General features: G+C 73.2%; 18 protein-coding genes and 1 pseudogene. 16 read left to right on the top strand and 3 right to left on the bottom strand.

Annotation, left to right across the window (positions count from 1 at the left end):
- Positions 1-38 precede the first annotated feature (38 nt).
- The 6 genes from sucD (at position 39) to ACFSHS_RS01675 (ending at position 6,307) form a co-directional block, all read left to right on the top strand.
- Positions 39-914, top strand: a complete 876-nt coding sequence (gene sucD / locus ACFSHS_RS01650; RefSeq protein ID WP_376870929.1) for a succinate--CoA ligase subunit alpha — start codon at positions 39-41, stop codon at positions 912-914.
- A gap of 220 nt (positions 915-1,134) precedes the next feature.
- On the top strand, positions 1,135-2,118 hold the full coding sequence (locus ACFSHS_RS01655; RefSeq protein ID WP_376870931.1) for a hypothetical protein: 984 nt from the start codon (positions 1,135-1,137) through the stop codon (positions 2,116-2,118).
- 84 nt (positions 2,119-2,202) lie between these two features.
- Complete coding sequence (locus tag ACFSHS_RS01660; RefSeq protein WP_376870933.1) at positions 2,203-3,378, top strand: cell division protein PerM; 1,176 nt, start codon at positions 2,203-2,205, stop codon at positions 3,376-3,378.
- Between the two features lie 129 nt (positions 3,379-3,507).
- Positions 3,508-4,119, top strand: coding sequence for a phosphoribosylglycinamide formyltransferase (gene purN, locus ACFSHS_RS01665; RefSeq protein WP_376870935.1), 612 nt, complete (start codon positions 3,508-3,510; stop codon positions 4,117-4,119).
- Positions 4,116-5,666 carry a bifunctional phosphoribosylaminoimidazolecarboxamide formyltransferase/IMP cyclohydrolase gene (gene purH, locus ACFSHS_RS01670; RefSeq protein WP_376870938.1) on the top strand — a complete coding sequence of 517 codons (1,551 nt, stop codon included), beginning with the start codon at positions 4,116-4,118 and terminating at the stop codon, positions 5,664-5,666. Before purN ends, purH begins: the two co-directional genes overlap by 4 nt.
- A complete protein-coding gene (locus ACFSHS_RS01675; protein ID WP_376870941.1) occupies positions 5,663-6,307 on the top strand; it encodes a pentapeptide repeat-containing protein in 645 nt (214 codons plus the stop codon). Before purH ends, ACFSHS_RS01675 begins: the two co-directional genes overlap by 4 nt.
- A 22-nt stretch (positions 6,308-6,329) precedes the next feature.
- Here ACFSHS_RS01675 and ACFSHS_RS01680 read toward each other — a convergent pair whose 3' ends face one another.
- Positions 6,330-6,899 (bottom strand): hypothetical protein, encoded by a 570-nt coding sequence (locus ACFSHS_RS01680; protein ID WP_376870943.1) that lies wholly within the window; start codon positions 6,897-6,899, stop codon positions 6,330-6,332.
- 70 nt (positions 6,900-6,969) lie between these two features.
- On the opposite strand from ACFSHS_RS01680, the gene ACFSHS_RS01685 reads away from it, so the two are divergent.
- The 5 genes from ACFSHS_RS01685 (at position 6,970) to ACFSHS_RS01705 (ending at position 11,771) form a co-directional block, all read left to right on the top strand.
- Positions 6,970-7,839, top strand: a complete 870-nt coding sequence (locus ACFSHS_RS01685) for a bifunctional methylenetetrahydrofolate dehydrogenase/methenyltetrahydrofolate cyclohydrolase (protein WP_376870945.1) — start codon at positions 6,970-6,972, stop codon at positions 7,837-7,839.
- 152 nt (positions 7,840-7,991) lie between these two features.
- Positions 7,992-8,291, top strand: a complete 300-nt coding sequence (locus ACFSHS_RS01690; RefSeq protein WP_376870948.1) for a DUF3017 domain-containing protein — start codon at positions 7,992-7,994, stop codon at positions 8,289-8,291.
- A gap of 107 nt (positions 8,292-8,398) precedes the next feature.
- A complete protein-coding gene (gene mdh, locus ACFSHS_RS01695; RefSeq protein ID WP_376870950.1) occupies positions 8,399-9,352 on the top strand; it encodes a malate dehydrogenase in 954 nt (317 codons plus the stop codon).
- A gap of 52 nt (positions 9,353-9,404) precedes the next feature.
- Complete coding sequence (locus ACFSHS_RS01700; protein WP_376870952.1) at positions 9,405-10,619, top strand: NADP-dependent isocitrate dehydrogenase; 1,215 nt, start codon at positions 9,405-9,407, stop codon at positions 10,617-10,619.
- A gap of 270 nt (positions 10,620-10,889) precedes the next feature.
- Positions 10,890-11,771, top strand: a complete 882-nt coding sequence (locus ACFSHS_RS01705; protein ID WP_376870954.1) for an endonuclease domain-containing protein — start codon at positions 10,890-10,892, stop codon at positions 11,769-11,771.
- A 72-nt stretch (positions 11,772-11,843) separates the two neighbouring features.
- Here ACFSHS_RS01705 and ACFSHS_RS01710 read toward each other — a convergent pair whose 3' ends face one another.
- On the bottom strand, positions 11,844-12,776 hold the full coding sequence (locus tag ACFSHS_RS01710; RefSeq protein WP_376870956.1) for a CAP domain-containing protein: 933 nt from the start codon (positions 12,774-12,776) through the stop codon (positions 11,844-11,846).
- 215 nt (positions 12,777-12,991) lie between these two features.
- On the opposite strand from ACFSHS_RS01710, the gene ACFSHS_RS01715 reads away from it, so the two are divergent.
- On the top strand, positions 12,992-14,320 hold the full coding sequence (locus ACFSHS_RS01715; protein ID WP_376870958.1) for a hemolysin family protein: 1,329 nt from the start codon (positions 12,992-12,994) through the stop codon (positions 14,318-14,320).
- Between the two features lie 29 nt (positions 14,321-14,349).
- On the opposite strand, the gene galE is transcribed toward ACFSHS_RS01715, so the two are convergent.
- Positions 14,350-15,318: a UDP-glucose 4-epimerase GalE gene (gene galE, locus ACFSHS_RS01720; RefSeq protein WP_376870960.1), complete on the bottom strand. Its 969-nt coding sequence runs from the start codon at positions 15,316-15,318 to the stop codon at positions 14,350-14,352.
- 71 nt (positions 15,319-15,389) lie between these two features.
- Between galE and hisC the strand changes: the two genes are divergently transcribed.
- The 4 genes and pseudogenes from hisC to ACFSHS_RS01740 form a co-directional block, all read left to right on the top strand.
- Positions 15,390-16,502 carry a histidinol-phosphate transaminase gene (gene hisC / locus ACFSHS_RS01725; RefSeq protein ID WP_376870963.1) on the top strand — a complete coding sequence of 371 codons (1,113 nt, stop codon included), beginning with the start codon at positions 15,390-15,392 and terminating at the stop codon, positions 16,500-16,502.
- Positions 16,503-16,552: 50 nt separating this feature from the next.
- Positions 16,553-17,578 (top strand): tryptophan--tRNA ligase, encoded by a 1,026-nt coding sequence (gene trpS / locus ACFSHS_RS01730; RefSeq protein ID WP_376870965.1) that lies wholly within the window; start codon positions 16,553-16,555, stop codon positions 17,576-17,578.
- Entirely contained in the window at positions 17,575-18,144 is a 570-nt protein-coding gene (locus tag ACFSHS_RS01735; RefSeq protein ID WP_376870968.1) for a 2'-5' RNA ligase family protein, read from the top strand. The genes trpS and ACFSHS_RS01735 overlap by 4 nt, the downstream gene beginning before the upstream one ends.
- Positions 18,145-18,440: 296 nt before the next feature.
- A pseudogene (locus ACFSHS_RS01740) lies at positions 18,441-19,130 on the top strand (YihY/virulence factor BrkB family protein); the annotation flags it as partial.
- Positions 19,131-19,148 lie beyond the last annotated feature (18 nt).

Consider the following 19,148-nt stretch of genomic DNA (forward strand, 5'->3'; position numbering starts at 1 on the left):
CGGGGGGCAGGGGGGTCCTTACGAGACAGGACAGAGAGATGTCGATCTTCCTCAACGAGAACAGCAAGGTCATCGTCCAGGGCATGACCGGCTCCGAGGGCAGGAAGCACACCCAGCGCATGCTGGCCTCGGGCACCGCGATCGTCGGTGGTGTGAACCCCCGCAAGGCCGGCACGAGCGTCGAGTTCGACGGCGCGAGCGTCCCGGTGTTCGGCGGCGTCGCCGAGGCCATGAAGGAGACCGGCGCCGACGTCAGCGTCATCTTCGTGCCGCCGCCGTTCGCGAAGGCCGCCGTCATCGAGGCCGTCGACGCCCAGATCGGGCTGGCCGTCGTCATCACCGAGGGCATCCCGGTGCACGACTCCACCTACTTCTGGGCGCACGCCCAGGGCAGCTCGACGCGCATCATCGGCCCGAACTGCCCCGGCCTGATCAGCCCCGGGCGGTCGAACGCCGGGATCATCCCGGCCAACATCACCAAGCAGGGCAAGATCGGCCTGGTCAGCAAGTCCGGCACGCTGACCTACCAGATGATGTACGAGCTCCGGGACATCGGCTTCTCCACCTGCGTCGGCATCGGTGGCGACCCGGTCATCGGGACCACGCACATCGACTGCCTGCAGGCCTTCCAGGACGATCCGGAGACCGAGGCCATCGTGATGATCGGCGAGATCGGCGGCGACGCCGAGGAGCGGGCCGCCGACTACATCAAGGCGAACGTCACCAAGCCCGTCGTCGGCTACGTCGCCGGTTTCACCGCCCCCGAGGGGAAGACGATGGGCCACGCGGGCGCCATCGTGTCCGGCTCGGCCGGCACCGCCCAGGCCAAGAAGGAGGCCCTCGAGGCCGCCGGCGTGCGCGTGGGCAAGACGCCGTCGGAGACCGCGCGCCTCATGCGGGAGATCGTCGCGTAAGGACCCTCTTCCTCCCCACCCTCGCAGGCTCGGGGTGGGCCCCCGGAAGGGTGCCGAGCTGCCCGGCGACCTCGTTCGAGGTCGCCGGGCAGCTGCGTCCGGGCGCCTTCGACCGGTGAGCACGGACGGGCGACGACGCGCCGCCACGGTTGCGTCCCGGTCCGCGGGACGGCGACGATTCGGCTCGCACACCCCGACGCTCTGCGAGGAGAGCCCTGCGATGACCGCCAGCCAGCCTCCCCAGCCGCCGGACGGCGGACAGCCGGAGCAGGGACGCGCGCACCCGCAGCCGCCGCCGCCCGGCTACGGCCGGTACGGCGAGCAGGCCCCGCCGGGATACGGCCCGCCCCCCGGCTACGGTCAGCAGCCGCCGCCCGGGTACGGCCCGCCGCCGGGGTACGGGCCGCCTCAGGGTTACCCGTTCGGCTACGGCCACCCCCAGCCCTACGGGCAGGCCTCCGGTGGTGGCACCGCCGTCTCCTTCGACCTGAAGCGGCTCACGATCGGGGACTACGTCGTCGCGGTCGGCACCGTGCTGTTCTTCGTGCTGGCCTTCTTCCCGTGGTTCACCTTCGGGGACGACTTCTTCGGGTTCAGTCTCAGCGGCTTCGACTCCGGCAACGTGACCTCGGCGTTCGTGTTCTTCCTCCTCGCCACGGCCTGGGCGCTCCTGCCCGCGTTCGTCGACCTGAGGCTGGGCTTCGCCCGGTCCTGGATCACGGTGGGACTGGCGGCACTGGCCTGGCTGCTGACCCTCTTCGCCTGGCTGGAGAGCTTCGAGGGCGACTTCTCCGTCTGGGCGCTGCTGGGCTTTCTCACGGCGACGGCGATCCTCGCCTTCGCCGTCCTGGCCCTGGTCGCCGAGATGCGCAAGCGGCCGGCGTCGACCGGCCATCCGGCCGACGTCGCCCAGTGGGCCGGCCAGCCGGCCCCCGGTCACCAGCAGCCCTACGGACCCGTCTCCTACGGGCAGGGCGGCTACGGCCAGCAGCCACAGCAATACGGCCAGCAGGTCCAGCCCTACGGCCAGCAGCCACAGCCCTACGGTCAGCCGCTCCAGCCCTACGGCCAGCAGCCGCAGCCCCAGGGCGACGAGCAGCCGCAGCAGTACGCCACGCCCCCGCCCCCGCCGCCGTCGAGGGGCTCGACTGCGTCCGGTGAGGGTTCGGGCACTCCGGGGTCCGGCGAGCGGCCCACCGCCTGAGGAAGCGCCGCGGACCGCCGGATATCGCGGGCCGCCCCGGCGCGTGCGGCCGCACGCGGACCGCCTCCTTGCGACAGTGGGGTGGTGGTCTCCCTGCTCGCCCGTCTGCCCGGAGGGAGCCGTGCGGGCACACTTTCGCTCGTCGGTCTGGCCGGGGTGGCCGCCGTCGCGGTGAGCGCCGCCGGCCTGGCCGGCCTCGCGCTCGCGCTCGTCGTCGTCCAGACCCTCGACCCCCTCGGCGGCCGATCGGTCGGCGACTCCGTGGTGCTGGCCGGCCGGCTGTGGCTGCTCGCGCAGGGCGGGGAGCTGCGGATCTCCTCGGGACCCCTCGTCCTCGCGCCGCTCCTGCTCACCCTGGGCCTCGCCTGGGGCCTGTCCCAGGTCGGGCGCGGCATCGTGCGGGTCCGCGAGTCGTTTCCCGCCGGCGACGCGCTCCGTGCCGTCGGGACCCTGGCGGCCGTGCACGTCGTCCTGACCCTCGTCCTGGCACTCCAGCTCGACGCCCCGGACGCCCGCGTCGGCCTCGTCCGGACGACGGTCGGCGCGGCCGTGCTGGCGCTGGCCGCCGGTGGCTGGGGCGTGGCCCGGGAGTCCGCGCTGCTCCAGGACGTGCTCGACCGGGGCCCCACGCGTGCCGTGCTCCGGGGTGTGTCGGCGGGTCTGCTCACGGCCCTGGGGCTGTGCACCGCGGTGGTTGCCGTGGCCATCGTCGCCGACGCGCGGGGGTACGCGGCGCTGTCCGCGTCGCTGGGTGGCGCGGGAGCCGGCGCGGTGGGGCTCGCGGGGCTGTCCCTGCTCCTGCTGCCCAACGCCGCCGCCGCGGTGCTCGGGCTCGCGGCCGGGCCCGGCTTCTCGGTCGGCTCGGGCACGCTGGTGTCGGTGCACGGGGTGACCCTCGACGCGGTGCCTGCCCTGCCGCTGCTGGCCGCGCTGCCCGACACGCAGGCGGTACCCCTGATCGCGTTCGTCTCCCAGGTCATCCCCGCCCTGGCCGGTCTCGTCGCGGGCGGCGCGGTGGGCCGCTGGCTGGGTGACGACGACGGCGGGTCGGTGGTCGCCGGCCTGAGCGGGATCCTCACGGGAGCCCTCATGGGCGTGGCCGCCGGCGTGCTCGTCTGGCTGGCCGGGGGCTCCTTGGGGGACGGCGCCCTCGCACAGGTGGGCGCACCGCCGCTGATGACCGGCATCGCGTTCGGGGCGCAGAGCGCCGTCGCCGCGGCGGTGGGCGCGGCCGTGAGCCGCTGGCGCGCGCTCGGCTGAGCACGGGCCCCGTCGAGAGGCTCACGCCGAGCCTGCGAGGCGTCGGGCGGCCTCGTCCCGGGCACCGCCGCGAGCCTGCGAGCGGTGGGAGGACGGGGTCCTTCCGGGGGCCCTTATAGGGTCGTGGGCGTGCCCGAAACCGAGCCCGCCCGCCGGGCCCGTGTCGCCGTGCTCCTGTCCGGCACCGGCTCGCTGTGCGCGGCGCTGCTGGCCGCGACCGAGCGACCGGGCTACCCGGCCGAGGTGGTGGTGGTGGGCAGCGACCGGGTCGCCGACGGTCTCGAGCACGCCCGCCGCCGTGGCATCCCGACCTTCACCTGCGCCCTGGCAGACCATGCCGACCGGTCCGCCTGGGACCGCGCCCTCGCCGACGCCCTGGCCCGGTACGAGCCCGATCTCGTCGTCTCCGCGGGGTTCATGAAGCTGGTCGGACCCGCCGTGCTGGCCGCCTTCGGGGGGCGGCTGGTGAACACCCATCCGGCCCTGCTGCCCGCCTTCCCCGGTGCGCACGCCGTCCGGGACGCCCTGGCCGCCGGGGTGACGGTGACCGGCGCGACGGTGCACCTGATCGACGCCGGGCTGGACACCGGCCCGGTCATCGCCCAGCGCGAGGTCCCCGTGCGCCCCGGTGACGACGAGGCGACGCTGCACGAGCGGATCAAGGACGTGGAGCGCGAGCTCCTGGTGGAGACGGTGGCGCAGCTCGTCACCCCGGATTCGACGAGGAAGACCTCCCGATGAGCGACCGCAGCCCCATCCGTCGCGCCCTCCTGGGCGTCTACGACAAGACCGGCGTGGAGGAGCTGGCCGCCGGCCTCGCCGCGGCCGGCGTGGAACTGGTGAGCACCGGCGCGACCGCCCGCCGCATCGCCGACGCCGGCATCCCGGTGACGCCGGTGGAGCAGGTCACGGGCTTCCCCGAGTGCCTGGACGGCCGGGTGAAGACCCTGCACCCCGCGGTCCACGCGGGGATCCTGGCCGACCGCCGCAGGCCCGAGCACGTCGCTCAGCTCGACGACCTCGGCATCGCCGCGTTCGACCTGGTCGTGGTGAACCTGTACCCCTTCACCGAGACCGTCGCCTCGGGGGCGACCCCGGACGAGTGCGTCGAGCAGATCGACATCGGCGGTCCGGCGATGGTGCGCGCCGCGGCGAAGAACCACCCGTCGGTCGCCGTCGTCGTCGACCCGGCGCGGTACGACGACGTCCTCGAGGCCGTGGCCGGCGGCGGCTTCACCCTCGCCGAGCGGCAGAAGCTGGCCGCCGCCGCCTTCCGGCACACCGCGACCTACGACATCGCCGTCGCCTCGTGGATGGGCAACGTGCTGGCGCCGGACGACGACAGCGGTTTCCCGGCCTGGGTGGGGGCCAGCTGGGAGCGGGCCGACGTCCTCCGGTACGGCGAGAACCCGCACCAGGACGCCGCGCTCTACCGCAGCTGGCAATCCGGCCTCGCGCACGCCGAGCAGCTGCACGGCAAGGAGATGTCCTACAACAACTACGTCGACACCGACGCGGCCTGGCGGGCGGCGCACGACCACGCCGATCCCTGCGTGGCGATCATCAAGCACGCCAACCCGTGCGGGATCGCGGTCGGCGCCGACATCGCATCCGCGCACCGCAAGGCCCACGCCTGCGACCCGATCTCGGCCTTCGGCGGGGTGATCGCGGCCAACCGCGAGGTCGACCTGACCATGGCCGAGCAGGTGGCCGAGGTGTTCACGGAGGTCGTCGTCGCGCCGTCCTACACCGACGACGCCGTCGCCGTGCTGACGGGGAAGAAGAACATCCGGCTGCTGCGGCTGCCGCACCTGCCCGGGCCGGGCGCGGAGATGCGGCCGATCAGCGGTGGCCTGCTCCTGCAGGTCAAGGACCGCCTGGACGCCCCGGGCGACGACCCGACGACGTGGACCCTGGCCACCGGCGAGCCGCTGGATGCCGCCGGACTCGACGACCTGGTCTTCGCCTGGCGCGCGGTGCGGGCGGTCAAGAGCAACGCCATCCTGCTGGCGCACGACCGGGCCACGGTGGGCGTCGGCATGGGCCAAGTCAACCGGGTGGACGCCGCCCGGCTGGCGGTGTCCCGGGCGGGGGAGCGGGCCGCGGGGTCGGTCGGGGCATCGGACGCCTTCTTCCCGTTCGCCGACGGGCTGCAGGTGCTGCTCGAGGCCGGCGTGCGGGCCGTCGTCCAGCCGGGCGGATCGGTGCGGGACGAGGAAGTGGTCGCCGCGGCGGCCGCCGCTGGTGTGCCGCTGTACCTGACCGGCACGCGGCACTTCGCACATTGAGGCGAACCGGGACGGGGCCGCGGCCGCACGTCGGGCCGCCGGAGGCCGGTGCCGAGGTCGAGGGGGCGGACCTCGCGCGGGTCGACTGGTGGGGCGCGGAGCTGGACGGCGTGACCTTCACCCGCTGCCGGTTCGACGACGCCGGGCTGGAGGAGCTGGTCACCCGGCGCTGCGTGTTCGACCAGTGCGTCCTGACGGGTGTGCGGATGGCCGGCGCCCGGCACCTGGGCTCGGCGTTCCTGTCCTGCCGGTTCGACCGGGCCAGGCTCGTCGACGTCACCTGGGACGGGTGCAAGCTGACCGGCTCCCAGTTCCCCGGCGCGCGGCTGCGGCCGATGACCGCGACCGACTGCGACTGGAGCTACGTCGCGCTGCGCGGGGCGGACCTGTCGGGTCTCGACCTCTCCGGCCAGCGCTTCCGGGAGGCCGACCTCACCGACGCGGACCTGCGGGAGGCGGACCTGACCGGTGCCGATCTCGACCGGGCCCGGCTGCAGTCGACGAAGCTGCGTGGTGCCGACCTGCGCGGCGCGTCGATGGACGGGGTCAACTGGCGGGCGTTCGAGCTGACCGGCGTGCGGATCGATCTCACCCACGCCGTCCAGTTCGCCCGCGCCCACGGGGCCCGCGTCGCCGACTGAGCGGCGGCTCCGGGGTCTCCGCTCAGTACTGCGGGGGCCGGGTCGCCAGCCTGGGGCCGGTCAGCATGGCCTTGAGCGCGCCGAGCAGACCCAGAGCCGGCACGGCCATGCCGAGCCAGAAGCCGACATCGTAGGTGCCGAGGTCCCAGCCGTCGTCGGCCAGGGGCACCAGGACGCCGGCCGTGGCCACCACGCTGACGAGCAGCGCGAGGACCCCCAGCGTCCGGTGCGTGCGTGCCGGCAGCCACATCAGCAGCCCGAGGACGAACAGCAGCCCGCCGCCGAGGATGATCGCCATCGGCTGCCAGAGGCCCTGGTCGTAGAGGTCGTCGGGGGTCTCGAAACCCGCTCGCACGAGGCCCCAGCCGGTGACGTCGGAGCCGTCCACCCAGCGCAGCAGGAGGCTGATCGCCGCCGCGATGCCGGCCAGGAGCAGCAGCAGGCCGCCGAGGCTCTCGGGACCACGGAAGGCGACCGGCCGGGTCGAGTAGTCGGGCGCGGTCTCGGTGGACGCGCCCGGCGTGCCCGCGGCCGGAGCGACGGAGCCTGCGTGGGACGAGGTGTCGGGGCGGACGGGGTCGCGTTCGGTCATCGGCGTGCCTCCTTGGCGGAGCCTAGGACCGACCGGCCGCCCGCGGGGGTCTCTCGGGCACACTGTCGGGGTGCCCGCGACGATCCTCGACGGCAAGGCGACCGCGGCGGCGATCCGCGGCGAGCTGACCGAGCGGGTGGCGGCCCTGGCCGCCGCCGGCCACCGACCGGGGCTCGGGACCCTGCTCGTCGGTGACGACCCCGGCAGCCGCTGGTACGTCAACGCCAAGCACTCCGACTGCGCCCAGGTCGGCATCGCCAGCATCCAGCGCGAGCTCCCGGCGACCGCCACCGAGGCGGACGTGCTCGCCGTCGTGGCGGAGCTGAACGCCGACCCGGCGTGCACCGGCTACATCGTCCAGCTGCCCCTGCCGAAGGGCATCGAGGAGAGCACGGTCCTCGAGGCGATGGACCCGGCCAAGGACGCCGACGGCCTCCACCCGGTGAACCTCGGCCGCCTCGTGCTGAACGTGCCGGGTCCGCTGCCGTGCACGCCGGTCGGCATCGTCGAGCTGCTCCGCCGGTACGAGGTCCCGATCGCCGGAGCCGAGGTCGTCGTCGTCGGCCGGGGGATCACGGTGGGCCGGCCGCTGGGGCTGCTGCTGACGCGCAGGACCGAGAACGCCACCGTCACCCTGTGCCACACCGGAACCCGCGACCTGGCCGCGCACGTCCGCTCCGCCGACGTCGTGGTCGCCGCGGCCGGTGTCCCGGGACTGATCACCGCCGAGATGGTGAAACGGGGCGCCGCCGTGCTCGACGTGGGCGTGAGCCGCGTGGACGGGAAGATCGCCGGCGATGTCGCCCTCGACGTCCTCGACGTGGCCGGGCACGTGGCGCCCAACCCGGGCGGGGTCGGACCCATGACCCGGGCCATGCTGCTGCAGAACGTCGTCCTCGCCGCCGAGCAGGCGGCGGCGCTCGAGGTGCTGTCGGCCTGACGTGACCGAGCTCGGGAGGTCACGCGGAGGCAGGGCACTGGGCACGGGGCCGACGAGCGCCGGCGAGGAGGACGCGTGACCGAGCTCGCGAGGTCACGCAGAGGCAGAGCAGCCCGCGGCACGGGGCCGACGAGCGCCGGCGAGGAGGACGTGTGACGCGCCCGCCGCTCTACGTCCGGCGTCCCTTCCTGGCCGGCCTGCTGCGGCAGCTGCCGCTGCTGGCGGTGCTGGTCACGGTCGGTACCGGGCTGCTGCTGGTGACGTTCGACCACTGGCGCCGCGGGCTCGTCGTCATCGGCCTGACGCTGGTCGTCGCGGGAGTGCTCCGGCTGCTCCTGCCGGTACGGCGGGTGGGGTTCCTCGCGGTCCGGAGCCGGCCCACGGACGTCGTCCTGCTGACCGGTGCCGGCCTCGCCCTGACCGTGATCGCGTTGACCATCCCCTCCCCGTGAGGAAGGACCCCGCTGCCCCCCCACCGCTCGCAGGCTCGCGGCGGGCCCCTGCAGCGGGGCCTCCCCCGCGCGGGCGGTACGGACGACTCAGCGATAGGTTCCTGGCCATGGCAGAGAAGTCCAGGAACGGCAAGGTCACCGTCGTCGGTGCCGGTTTCTACGGCTCCACCACTGCACTGCGTCTCGCGGAGTACGACATCTTCGAGACCGTCGTCCTCACCGACATCGTCGAGGGCAAGCCCGAGGGCCTCGCGCTGGACATGAACCAGTCGCGGCCCATCGAGGGGTTCGAGACCAGGGTCGTCGGCGTCGGGGGTGGCTCCTACGAGGGCACCGAGAACTCCGACGTCGTCGTCATCACCGCCGGCCTCCCGCGCAAGCCGGGGATGAGCCGCATGGACCTCATCGAGACCAACGCCAAGATCGTGCGGTCGGTCGCCGAGAACATCGCGCAGACCTCGCCCGACGCGGTGGTCATCGTCGTCTCCAACCCGCTGGACGAGATGACCGCGCTGGCGCAGCTGGCCACCGGGTTCCCCAAGAACCGCGTGATGGGCCAGGCCGGCATGCTCGACACCGCGCGCTTCACCAACAACGTGGCCGAGGAGCTCGGCGTCCCGGTGAGCTCCGTCCGGACGCTGACCCTCGGCTCGCACGGCGACACCATGGTTCCGGTGCCCTCCCGCTGCACCGTCGACGGCAAGCCGCTCTCCGACGTGCTCGCGCAGGACCGCATCGACCACCTGGTCGACCGCACCCGCAACGGCGGCGCCGAGGTGGTCGCGCTGCTGAAGACCGGATCGGCGTACTACGCCCCGTCGGCGGCCGCAGCCCGCATGGCGCGCGCGGTGATGGAGGACTCCGGCGCCGTCATGCCGGTGTGCGCGTGGGTCGACGGCGAGTACGGGATCAGTGGCGTCTACCTGGGCGTCGAGGCCGAGATCGGCCGTGAGGGGGTGCGGAAGGTCGTCGAGGGCGACCTGACCGAGAGCGAGCTGACCGGGCTGCGTGAAGCGGCCGAGGCAGTGCGCGCCAAGCAGGCTGACGTCGCGGATTTGTGATTGCCGACCTCTGAGCCGACTCGGCTCGGAGCATGTAGAGAGGGACCTGCACGTGGCAAAGATCAAGGTCGAGGGCACCGTCGTCGAGCTCGACGGCGACGAGATGACCCGGATCATCTGGCAGTTCATCAAGGACCAGCTGATCCTCCCGTACCTCGACGTCAACCTGGAGTACTACGACCTGGGCATCGAGTCGCGCGACGCGACCGACGACCAGATCACCATCGACGCGGCCAACGCCATCAAGAAGCACGGCGTCGGGGTCAAGTGCGCCACGATCACGCCGGACGAGGCGCGGGTCGAGGAGTTCGGCCTGAAGAAGATGTGGCGGTCCCCGAACGGGACGATCCGCAACATCCTCGGCGGCGTCATCTTCCGCGAGCCGATCATCATGTCCAACGTGCCGCGGCTGGTGCCGGGCTGGACCAAGCCGATCGTCGTCGGCCGTCACGCCTTCGGTGACCAGTACCGCGCGACCGACTTCCGGTTCCCCGGCGAGGGCACGCTGACGATCACCTTCACGCCGAAGGACGGCGGCGAGCCGATCGAGCACGAGGTGTTCCAGTCGCCCGGCGGCGGCGTGGCCATGGCGATGTACAACCTCGACGACTCGATCCGCGACTTCGCGCGCGCCTCGATGAACTACGGGCTCAACCGTGAGTACCCGGTCTACCTGTCCACCAAGAACACGATCCTCAAGGCCTACGACGGCCGGTTCAAGGACCTCTTCCAGGAGGTCTTCGACACCGAGTTCAAGGACAAGTTCGCGGCTGCCGGCATCACCTACGAGCACCGGCTGATCGACGACATGGTCGCGGCGTCCCTCAAGTGGGAGGGCGGCTACGTCTGGGCCTGCAAGAACTACGACGGTGACGTGCAGTCGGACACCGTGGCCCAGGGCTTCGGCTCGCTCGGCCTGATGACGTCGGTGCTCATGAGCCCCGACGGCCGCACGGTCGAGGCGGAGGCCGCGCACGGCACCGTCACCCGCCACTACCGCCAGCACCAGCGCGGCGAGCAGACCTCGACCAACCCGATCGCGTCGATCTTCGCCTGGACGCGGGGTCTGGCCCACCGCGGCAAGCTGGACAACACCCCCGAGGTGACCCGCTTCGCCGAGACGCTGGAGAAGGTCTGCATCGACACCGTCGAGAGCGGTCAGATGACCAAGGACCTGGCGTTGCTGATCTCCAAGGACCAGCCGTGGCTGAACACCCAGGACTTCCTGGCGGCCATCGACACCAACCTCCAGAAGGCGATGGCCTGAGCACTGGCCTGAGCACTGGCCTGAGCACTGGCCTGAAGAAGGACCCCCCTGCCCCCCACCGCTCGCACGCTCGCGGCGGGCCCCTGCAGGGCGGCCTGAGCTCCGACGGCCCCCTCACCCGCGCCGGGTGAGGGGGCCGTCGCGCGTTCCGGGGATGATCAGCGCCACTGCACCGGGCCCTCCCTGCTGCTCAGAGCCCGGTGGGGTGGTGCTGATCATGCTTGTGGACGGCGACCGCGCCGGTGGGTCGCCGTCGGGCACGCTCCGCGGGTGCCCGTGCCGCCCCGTCGTCCCCAACGGCTGCACGGCAAGGTGTTCCGAGGGACCTGGGCCGTGCGACGGGGGATCCTCACGCAGGACCAGCTCCGCAGCTCCGCATGGCGGCGCCTGAGGCGTGATGTCTACGCGGACGCGCGGTTGGAGGTGACGCACCTGGTCCACGCCGTCGGCGTCCACCTCCTCACCCCGCCCGAGGCGGTCTTCGGCGGACTGACGGCCGCGGCGCTCTGGGGCGGTGACGGGTTCGCCGGCCGTGACGACCCGGTGGAGGTCGTGGTCCCGCCCGGCGTGCGCTGGCGGCCGTCCCCCGGCGTGGCGGTGCGGACGGCGTGGCTCGACGGTGACGTCGTCCGGCCGCAGCGCGCGCTCCCGCGGACGTCGCGGGTGCGGACCGCGGTCGATCTCGTCCGCCGGGGGCAGGTGGACGACGGCGTCGTCCTGCTGGACCGTCTCGTGGCCGCCGGCGTCGTCCAGCTGCTGGACGTGCGGGACGCGGTCATCGCGCTCCCACGCTGCCGTGGCAGCCGTCTGGCGCGTGAGGTGGCCGACCTCGCCGACGGGCTCGCGGAGTCGCCGCAGGAGACCCGCCTCCGGCTTCTGCTGCTGCGCGCGGGCCTGCCCGCGCCGACGGCTCAGCACCGGGTCTTCGACGAGGAGGGCTTCGTCGCGCGTCTCGACTTCGCCTACCCCGATCGCAAGGTGGCCATCGAGTACGACGGCGCCTGGCACGCCGAGCCCCGACAGTTCGCGAGGGACCGTCGACGGCTGAACCGGCTCACGGCCGCCGGGTGGCGCGTGATCTTCGTGACCGCTGCGGACCTGCGGGATCCGGAGCGGCTCGTCCGCCGGATCGCAGCCGCGATCGCGGGGTGATCACCACCGGTCCAGCGGGGCCTCGAGCGGATCGAGACCCCGCTGAAGCGGTCATGATCACCCGGAGAGGGGTCAGGCGAAGAGCTGGGTCCACCAGGGGCCGCCCGAGCCGGACGCGATCCCGGTGCCCAGGCGGGTCAGGCTGCAGTTCAGGATGTTGGCCCGGTGACCGGGGCTGTTCATCCAGGCGGTCATGACTTCGGCGGCGTCCTGCTGGCCGGCGGCGATGTTCTCGGCCCGCGCGGTGATGCCCGCCCGCTCGGCCCGGTCGAAGGGGTCCAGCCCGTCGGGGTTCACGTGGTCGAAGAAGCCCCTGTCCCGCATGTCCTCGCTGTGCGCCCGCGCCACGGCGGCGAGCGCGTCGTCGGCGGCGACCGCAGCACAGCCGGCGGCGGCCCGCTCGGCGTTCACGAGGGCGAGGACCTGCCCCTCGGGTCCGCCCTGGGCCGGCGCGACGGGGGCGGGAGCGGGGGCCGGCGCCGGGGCGGGTGCGGGAGCCTTCGGGGTGGTGGCGGCCGAGCCGGCAGCGGTCTCGGCCGCGGCCGGCTCCGGGGCGGGTGCCGGTGCCGGTGCCGGTGCCGGCGCGGGCGCAGGGGCCGGGACCTCGGTGCCGGCAGGCAGCGACCCGCTGGCCGACGGCTCGGTCGTCGCCGTCCCCCGGGCGGTCGAGGACCGGGTCACCGACGCCGCGGCGGAGGACTCCCCGGTGGCGGAGGAGTACGTCGCGGCCGACGTCAGTCCCGCGAACGCCTCGGACGACAGCGGCCGCCCGTCGGGGCCGATCACGAATGCGGCCCCGGACGACGGCGAGGCGCCGGTGCCGGCCACCACGGGCACGGCGAGCACGAGGGCGGTGACCACGGTGCTCACCAGCACGCCGAGGGCCAGCCGACCACTGCGGTGTCCGGCGGTTCTGCGGCCGAGCAGGGTCCAGCGGCTCAGCGCCCCGGCGAGGCGGACGGACAGCGGAGGACCCGCAGGGGCGTGGTGCACAGAAGACCTCACGTGGGCGTAGATCACGATTCGTTACCGGACCGAGACTAACCGTATGGACGCCGTGACCGACAGTCCCCGAGGAATTCGTCACAGTTCCGGCACGTCGTCCCCCGGCCGGCGACCCCGCCGCGCCCGGACCGCTCGCGCCAAACCGGCGACCAGGCACCATGGAGGTGCCCGACCCCAGATAGCACCACCGAAACCACCCGAGGAGCACGCCGCCGGTGAGCGACGTCTGGCTCAACATCGTCATGGTCGTCGCCTTCGTCCTGATCGGCGGCGTCTTCTCCGGCGCGGAGATCGCGCTGGTCTCCCTCCGCGAGGGTCAGGTCAGGGCGATGGCCGAGCACGGCCGGCGCGGCCAGGCCGTCCAGCGGCTGCTCAGCGACCCCAACCGGTTCCTCGCCGCCGTCCAGGTGGGCGTCACGCTCGCCGGGTTCTTCTCCGCCGCCTTCGGTGCCAGCACGCTGTCCCAGCCTTTCGCCGACTGGATGGTCGCCCGGGGGCTGCTGTCCGCGGGTCTCGCCGACACCCTCGCGCTGGTGCTCGTCACGATCGCCATCAGCTACCTGTCGCTGGTCGTGGGAGAGCTGACCCCCAAGCGGCTGGCCCTCCAGCGGGCCGAGGGCTTCTCGTTGCTCGTGGCCGCTCCGCTCAACGCGATCGCCAAGCTCTCCCGTCCGGTCATCTGGCTGCTGTCGAAGTCGACCAACCTGCTCGTCCGGCTGCTCGGCGGCGACCCCAGGGTCAGCGGCGAGTCGATAAGCCAGGAGGAGCTGCGCGACCTCGTGGCCGCGCACGAGTCGCTCAGCAGCGACGAGCGCCGGCTCATCGACGAGGTCTTCCGCGCCGGCGAGCGGGAGGTCCGCGAGGTGATGACCCCCCGCACCGAGGTCGCGTTCCTGGAGGCCTCCATGACGGCCAGCCGGGCGGCCAAGCAGGTGGCCGACTCGAACTGGTCGCGTTTCCCGGTGTCCGGCAGCGACCAGGACGACGTCGTCGGTTTCGTGCACGTCCGTGACCTGTTCCTGCCCAACCACCCGGCCGGCCGGGCCGCGACCGTGGGGGACCTCGCGCGAGAGGTGAAGCGGCTTCCGGGCACCGCCGGGGTCCTCACCGCGCTCAGCGAGATGCGGCGGGAGAACCAGCACCTCGCGATCGTCGTGGACGAGTACGGCGGCACTGACGGGATCGTCACGCTCGAGGACCTGATCGAGGAGGTCATCGGGGAGATCTACGACGAGTACGACGAGGAGGTGGCCCCCGACGGCAAGGAGCCGCCCGGCGGCCCCCGGGAGGTGGACGGCCTGCTCAACCTCGACGACTTCACGGTGGCCACCGGCCTCGAGCTGCCCGAGGGGCCCTACGAGACCGTCGCCGGCTACGTCCTGGCCGAGCTCGGCCGCCTGCCGGAGGTCGGCGACACCGTCGAGGTGGAGGGCTGGACGCTCTCGGTCGTGGAGCTCGACGGGCGGCGGATCGCCCGTCTGCTGGTCAGCGCCCCGCCGAAGCCTGCGGACGAGGAGGCGACCAGCGGCGAGGCCGCCGGCTAACGGCCTCTCTGCAGGGGCCCGCCGCGAGCTTACGAGTGGTGGGGGGCAGAGCGGTCCTTCAGCTCCCAGGCGTCGCGCACGATGCCGGCGAGATCGGTGTGCTTCGGGGCCCAGCCCAGGTCCTCCCGGATCCGGTCGCTCGAGGCGACGAGCTGCGCCGGGTCGCCCGGCCGACGGTCGCCCACGACGACGGGCAGCTCGTGCCCGGTGACCTCGCGGACGGCATCGACCACCTCCTGCACCGAAAAGCCCCGGCCGTTGCCCAGGTTGTAGATCCGGTGCTCGCCCTCGGAGGGCGCCGGCAGGGCGAGCAGGTGCGCGTCCGCGAGGTCCTCGACGTGCACGTAGTCGCGGATGCAGGTGCCGTCGGGCGTCGGGTAGTCGTCGCCGTACACGGTGAGCGACTCCCGCTGCCCGGCCGCCACCTGCAGCGCGATCGGGATCAGGTGCGTCTCCGTCGCGTGCCGCTCGCCGAGGCCGTAGGCGGCCCCGGCGACGTTGAAGTACCGCAGGCTCACCGCGGCGAACCCGTACGCGACGGCGTAGGAGGTCAGCATGTGGTCGACGGCGAGCTTGGTGGCCCCGTAGGTGTTGGTCGGCCGGGTGGGGGCGTCCTCGCGGATGGGCACCTGGTCCGGCTCGCCGTAGGTGGCCGCGGTGGAGGAGAACACGATGCGGCGGCAGCCGGCCGCGCGCATCGCCTCCAGCAGCGCGAGGGAGCCGCCCACGTTGGTGTGCCAGTAGTCCTCGGGCTGCTGCTGCGAGGCGCCGACGAGGCTCCGCGCCGCGAAGTGCAGCACCGCCTCGGGTCGGACGTCGGCCAGCACGGGCGCCGAGTCGTGCAGTGACACCGCCGCCAGGCTCGCTCCGGAGGGGACGGCGTCGGCGTGGCCGGTCGACAGGTCGTCGAGCACCGTCACCTCGTGGCCGTCGGCCAGCAGGGCAGCCGTCACTACGCTGCCGATGTAGCCGGCTCCACCGGCGACGAGTAGGCGCATGCCGGTCAGCCTAGGTACGGCGGCACCGTGGTACGACACCACGGGCGCGCCCGGTCAGGAGGCAGAGTTCCGTGGTCAGCCCACGTCCCGTCGTACGGTCCTTGCCGGCCTACAAGCCCGGTCGCAACCCCGCCGACCTCGCCCGTGAGATCGGCGTCGAGCGGGCGGTGAAGCTGGCCAGCAACGAGGTCGCCTTCCCGCCCCTGCCCGCGGTCGTGCAGGCCCTGGCGGCCGCGGCGGCCGAGACCAACCGGTACCCCGACAACGGCGCCGTCGTCCTCACCCGCGCGCTGGCCGACCGCTACGGCGTCGACCCCGCGCAGATCGCCACCGGGTGCGGCGCGGTCACCCTCTGCCAGGAGCTGGCCCAGGCCTACAACGACCCGGGCACCAGCATCGCGTTCGCCTGGCGCTCCTTCGAGATGTACCCGCTGCTCGCCCAGGTCGCCGGGGCCCGCGCCCTCCAGGTGCCCCTGGTGCCCGGCCGCCCGGGCGGCCCGGCCGACACCCACGATCTCGACGGGCTGCTGGCCGCGATCGACGACAGCACCCGGTTGGTGTTCGTCTGCAACCCCAACAACCCCACCGGGACGGCGGTGCGCCTGGGTGAGCTCCAACGGTTCCTCGACGCCGTCCCGGAGCACGCCCTCGTCGTCCTCGACGAGGCCTACCGCGAGTTCGTGACCGATCCCGACGTGCCCGACGGCATGGAACTGATGCGCGGCCGCCCCAACGTCGCCGTCCTGCGCACCTTCTCCAAGGCGTGGGGGCTGGCCGGCCTCCGCGTCGGCTACCTGGTCGCCGAGGACCCCGGCGTGGCGGAGGCGGTGCGCAAGACCCACGTCCCGTTCAGCGTGTCCATGCTCGCCCAGGCCGCGGCGGTCGCGGCACTGGCGAGCGAGGAGGAGGTGCGCAACCGCTGCGCCGCCGTCGTCGCCGAGCGGGAGCGGCTCACCGCCGCACTCCGCGACCGAGGCCTCGACGTCGGCGACAGCCAGGCCAACTTCGTGTGGCTGGCCCTGGGGCAGGAGGCCGCGGGCCTCGCCGCGGCCCTCGAGGCCCGCGCCGTGATCACGCGCCCCTTCCCCGGGGAGGGCGTGCGGGTCACCGTCGGCACGCCCGAGGAGGACGACGTGTTCCTGGCGGCGCTGGACGAGGTGCGGGCCGCCTCGCCGGTCGCCTGAACGGGTCCGGTACGGGGGAGGCCGGAACGCGGGGCCCCGCGGCTGGTTTGATGGCCGACGTGCCTCTTCCCCGTGTCCTCTCAGGCATCCAGCCGACGGCGGGCTCCTTCCACCTCGGCAACTACCTCGGTGCCTTGCGCCAGTGGGTGGCGCTGCAGGACTCGGCCGAGGCGTTCTACTGCGTGGTGGACCTGCACGCGATCACCCTGCCGCAGGACCCCGCCGAGCTGCGGCGCAACACACTCGTCTCGGCGGCCCAGCTCCTCGCGCTCGGCGTCGATCCGGGCCGCAGCACCCTCTTCGTGCAGAGCCACGTGCCCGAGCACCTGCAGCTGTCCTGGGTCCTGGAGTGCCTGACCGGCTTCGGCGAAGCCAGCCGCATGACGCAGTTCAAGGACAAGAGCCAGCGGGAGGGCACGGCCGGTGCCACGGTGGGGCTGTTCACCTACCCGGTCCTGCAGGCGGCCGACATCCTCGTCTACCAGGCCGAGCAGGTGCCCGTGGGTGAGGACCAGCGCCAGCACCTGGAGCTCACCCGGGACCTCGCGGTGCGCTTCAACGGCCGGTTCGGCGAGACGTTCACCGTGCCGAGCGCGCTCATCCCGCCGGGCGCGGCGAAGGTCCTCGACCTGCAGTCCCCCGACAAGAAGATGAGCAAGAGCCTGCCGCCGGCCGGGTGCGTGTTCCTCCTCGACGAGCCGAACGTGACGGCGAAGAAGATTCGTTCGGCGGTCACCGACACCGGCCGGGAGATCGTCGCCGACGCCCGGAACAAGCCCGGCGTCACGAACCTGCTGACCATCCACAGCGCGCTGTCCGGCCGCAGCGTCGCCGAGCTGGAGGAGCACTTCGCCGGTCGCGGCTACGGCGATCTGAAGAAGGAGCTCGCCGAGGTGGTCACCGACTTCGTCACCCCCGTGCGGGCGCGGACCCAGGAGCTCCTGGACGACCGGGCCGAGCTGGAGCGGATCCTCGCCGGGGGCGCGCAGCGGGCCCGCGAGGTCGCCGCCTCGACCGTCGCCGATGCGTACGAGCGAACCGGCTTCCTCCCGCCGGCGGCAGGTGTGTGGCGATGAACGACGACACCTTCGTGACGCGCCTCCCGTCCTCGGCGGACACCGCCGTCCTGGGCGTCGTCGTCGCCATCCCGGAGCCGTGGGCCCAGTTGCTGGTGGACTGGCGGTCCAAGGTCGGCGACCCCCAGGCCAGCCTGGTGCCGCCGCACGTCACGCTGCTGCCGCCGACGGAGGTGGCCGTCGCGGACCGGGCGCAGATCAGCGAGCACCTCGCGGAGGTGGCCCGCTGTCATCCGCCCTTCGACATGCACCTGTCGGGCACCGGCACCTTCCGGCCGGTGTCCGACGTCGTGTTCGTCGCCGTCGCCCGGGGGATCGGCAACTGCGAGCTGCTGTCCAACGACGTCCGCCGCGGACCCCTCGCCCGCTCGCTGTCCTTCCCGTACCACCCGCACGTGACCGTGGCCCACGACGTCCCCGAGGACATGCTCGAGCTGGCCTACACCGGCCTGTCCGACCTGTCGGCGGAGTTCCGGGTGACCGCCTTCACCGAGTTCGAGCAGCTCCCCGGAGGGGCGTGGGCGGTCGCCCGCGAGTACCCGCTGACCGGCCCGCCCATCCGGTAGAGGGCGCGGCCCGGAGCTCGCCCCGAGCGTGCGAGGACGAGGGGTCCTTCCTGCTCGCCGGCTCGCGGCGGTGCCGTGGACGGGGCCGTAGCGCGCCGACGGTGGTCAGGCACCAGACTCGTGCGGTGAGTTCCGCCGCCCCGGGGCCGTCGCGACCGGCCCGTTCCCGGGAGCCGTTCTGGAGCCGGGCCTACGCCCGGGCCGAGGATGCCATCGCCGCGCAGCGCCGACGGTTCCCCTGGTTCGACCACCTGGCCCGCGCCGGAGGCCGGTACCGGCGCACCCAGGGGGACCTCATGGCCGCCGGGGTCACCTACTTCGCGTTCCTGGGCCTCTTCCCCGTCCTGCTGGTGGTGGCCTCGGTCATCGGCCTGGTGCTCGCAGGCAACACGCTGCTGCAGGAGGAGCTCTACGCCGCCATCAGGGAGACGTTCCCGGGTGGGACGGGCCGGCAGATCGTCGCTGAGCTCCGGGGGGCGGTGAGCTCCGCCGGCTTCGTGGGGGTCATCGGGGTGGTCGGCTTCCTGTACGCCGGCCTGCGCACCATGGACAAGTTGCGCATCGGCATGGAGCGCATCTGGAAGGGCCGGGCCGACGAGCCGGAGTTCCTCCGGGACAACCTCCAGGACCTCGTGGCGCTCTTCCTGCTCGGTGCCGTCGGACTGCTCAGCCTCGGGCTGACCGGCATGACCACCCGCGCGACGGCCTGGGTGCTGGACCTGCTGGGGCTGGAGGACGTCCCGGGACTGTTCCTGCTCACCACGGTCGTCGGGATCGTCCTGGCCCTGTGCACCGACGTCCTGGTCTTCCTGTGGTTGCTGCGGGTCGTGCCCTCCACCTCCCATCCCCTGCGGCTGCTGCTCGCCGGGGCGTTGTTCGGGGCAGCCGGGTTCGAGGCGATGAAACTGATCGGCAGCCTGTACCTGTCCCTCATCTCCGGGAGCGTCACCGCGTCGGCGTTCGGGGGCGCGGTGGGCATCCTGGTCTGGATCAACGTCGTGTTC

It is taken from the genome of Blastococcus deserti, from assembly GCF_042682525.1.
In the GTDB taxonomy this organism is placed as follows: domain Bacteria; phylum Actinomycetota; class Actinomycetes; order Mycobacteriales; family Geodermatophilaceae; genus Blastococcus_B; species Blastococcus_B deserti.